Annotated in this window: 3 protein-coding genes; all 3 read right to left on the reverse strand. The window is 64.2% G+C overall.

Annotation, left to right across the window (positions count from 1 at the left end; all coding sequences use genetic code 11):
- Nucleotides 1–267: 267 nt before the first annotated feature.
- Nucleotides 268–678 (reverse strand): 50S ribosomal protein L19, encoded by a 411-nt coding sequence (gene rplS, locus ACVOMF_RS20840; RefSeq protein ID WP_057626601.1) that lies wholly within the window; start codon nt 676–678, stop codon nt 268–270.
- Nucleotides 679–813: 135 nt separating this feature from the next.
- The gene (gene trmD / locus ACVOMF_RS20845) at nt 814–1,593 is read right to left on the reverse strand and encodes a tRNA (guanosine(37)-N1)-methyltransferase TrmD (protein WP_481510968.1); all 780 of its coding nucleotides are present in this window, start codon (nt 1,591–1,593) and stop codon (nt 814–816) included.
- A 5-nt stretch (nt 1,594–1,598) separates the two neighbouring features.
- On the reverse strand, nt 1,599–2,114 hold the full coding sequence (rimM, locus tag ACVOMF_RS20850) for a ribosome maturation factor RimM (protein ID WP_481510969.1): 516 nt from the start codon (nt 2,112–2,114) through the stop codon (nt 1,599–1,601).
- Nucleotides 2,115–2,218: the final 104 nt, after the last annotated feature.

Here is a 2,218-nt window from a genome sequence, read left to right on the forward strand (position 1 = left end):
CAACCGGCGTCCACTAGCAAATGGCTCGTGACTGTTCGTACGCCCTGCGTGCTACGCAGGGCCGGGGCGCGGAGCGAGGTGCCCGGAGGGCGGATGAGGCGGCTTCTACGCTTCTACGCTTCTGAGGTTCTGAGGTTCTGAGGTTCTGAGCTTCAAAGCTTGAGAATCCCAAAACGTCCCCAGCTATCAACCTCCACCACCCCCACAAACGCAAACGGCCACCCGAAGGTGGCCGTTGCTGCAAACAGGCTTGGCCTGTTGGCGGGATTACTCGGCGGAAGCCTTGGCAGCCAGGCGAGCAGCCTTGGCCTGCTGGGCAGCAGCCAGATCTTCCTTGATGCGGGCGGCCTTGCCTTCCAGGCCACGCAGGTAGTACAGCTTACCGGCGCGAACCTTACCGCGACGCTTCACTTCGACCGAGTCGATGATGGCGCTGTGGGTCTGGAAAACGCGCTCGACGCCGTAGCCGTGCGAGATCTTGCGCACGGTGAAAGCGGAGTTCAGGCCAGCATTCTTGGTGCCGATGACGACGCCTTCGTATGCCTGCACGCGCTCACGGTTGCCTTCCTTGACCTTCACGTTCACCACGACGGTGTCGCCCTGGCTGAACTTCGGCAGTTCGCGGGTGATCTGGGCGGATTCGAATTCCGCGACGATGGACTTGTTCAGCTTGCTCATTGGGTTACACCGATTGTTCGGGGTGGGCGTGTCGGTATCGACAGCTTAGGCTCATACAGTCGCCGGATTGCGCTGCACGTTATTGTTTTGGCCCCACGTCGAGCCATTCAGCCGACGGGAACTCGTAATTCTAACTTACTGATCGCCCCCGGCGCCAGTAGCTTGTTTGAACGAATCTGCAAGCGCCTGCCGGCCCTCGCTCAGCAGCTTGCGATCGGCCTTGTTCAGGCCAGCCTCGTCCAGCAAATCCGGGCGGCGCAATGCCGTGCGCAGCAAGGATTGCTGGCGACGCCAGGCGGCAATGGCGGCGTGGTTGCCGGAACGCAGCACGTCCGGCACATCCCCCAGCGCATGGCTCGCCGGATGGCTGTAGTGCGGGCAATCCAACAGGCCATCGCCTTCAAAACTGTCCTGAACCGCCGATTCGGCGTCGTTCAGAGCACCGTCCTGCAGGCGGGTCACCGCGTCGATGATCACCGCCGCACCCAGCTCACCGCCGGACAGCACGTAATCGCCGATGGAGATCTCCTCGTCCACCTCACCGGCCAGGAAACGCTCGTCCACGCCCTCGTAGCGACCACAGAGCAGGATCATCCGCGGCAAGGCCGCCAGCTCGCGCACCTTGGCCTGGTCCAGCGGCCTGCCCTGCGGGCTCAGGTAGATCACCGGTGCCGGCGTCGGATCGGCCTCACGCGCGGCAGCCAGGGCTGCACGCAGGGGCTCGATCAGCATCACCATGCCCGGGCCACCACCGAAGGGACGGTCGTCCACCCGCCGGTAATTGCCCTCGGCATAGTCGCGCGGGTTCCAGCCATGCAGCTCCAGCAGGCCCCGCTCCTGCGCGCGACCAACCACACCCAGCGCGGCCGATTGAGCAAGGAATTCAGGGAACAGGCTGATGACGTCTACACGCACGGGCTTTAGAACTCCGGATCCCAGTCGACCACTATCAAATTGGCGTCGAAATCCACGGATTTGACGAAATCGCCCATCACGAACGGAATCATCCGCTCACGGTCGCCACGGGTAACCAGCACGTCGTTGGAGCCGGTACTGAACAGATGCGAGGCAATACCCAGCTTGACGCCTTCGACGGTCTGTACGTCCAGGCCTTCCAGGTCAACCCAGTAATACTCGTCCGCGCTCGGCTGCGGCAAGGCGCTACGGGCAACGTAGATCTCGGTCCCGCGCATGGCTTCAGCCACGTCGCGGTCGGTGACGCCCGGGAAGTTCGCCACCAGGGTCTTGCCCGAATCACGGCCGCGCACACCGGTCAGCTCGGACTCCTGCCCCGCAGGGGTACGCAGGATCCAGGGCTGATACTTGAAAATGGCCGAACGTGGCTCGGTCCAGGACTCGAGCTTCAGTTCACCGCGCACACCAAAAACGCCGGCAATCCTGCCCAGCAGGATCCGGCGCTCGATATCTTTCTTCATATAGCAGTCGGGGGGGGGGGGGGGGGGGGGGGGGGCGGGCGCCGCCGCGCGGCGGGGCGGCGGGGGGGGGGGGGGGGGGGAGGGGGGGGGAGAGGGGGAGTGGG

The organism is Stenotrophomonas sp. STEN022 (assembly GCF_056760155.1).

Bases quoted from the DNA above. Each gene is read 5' to 3' on its own strand.
- rplS (WP_057626601.1), bottom strand. From the start codon at position 678: ATGAGCAAGCTGAACAAGTCCATCGTCGCGGAATTCGAATCCGCCCAG.
- rimM (WP_481510969.1), bottom strand. From the start codon at position 2,114: ATGAAGAAAGATATCGAGCGCCGGATCCTGCTGGGCAGGATTGCCGGC.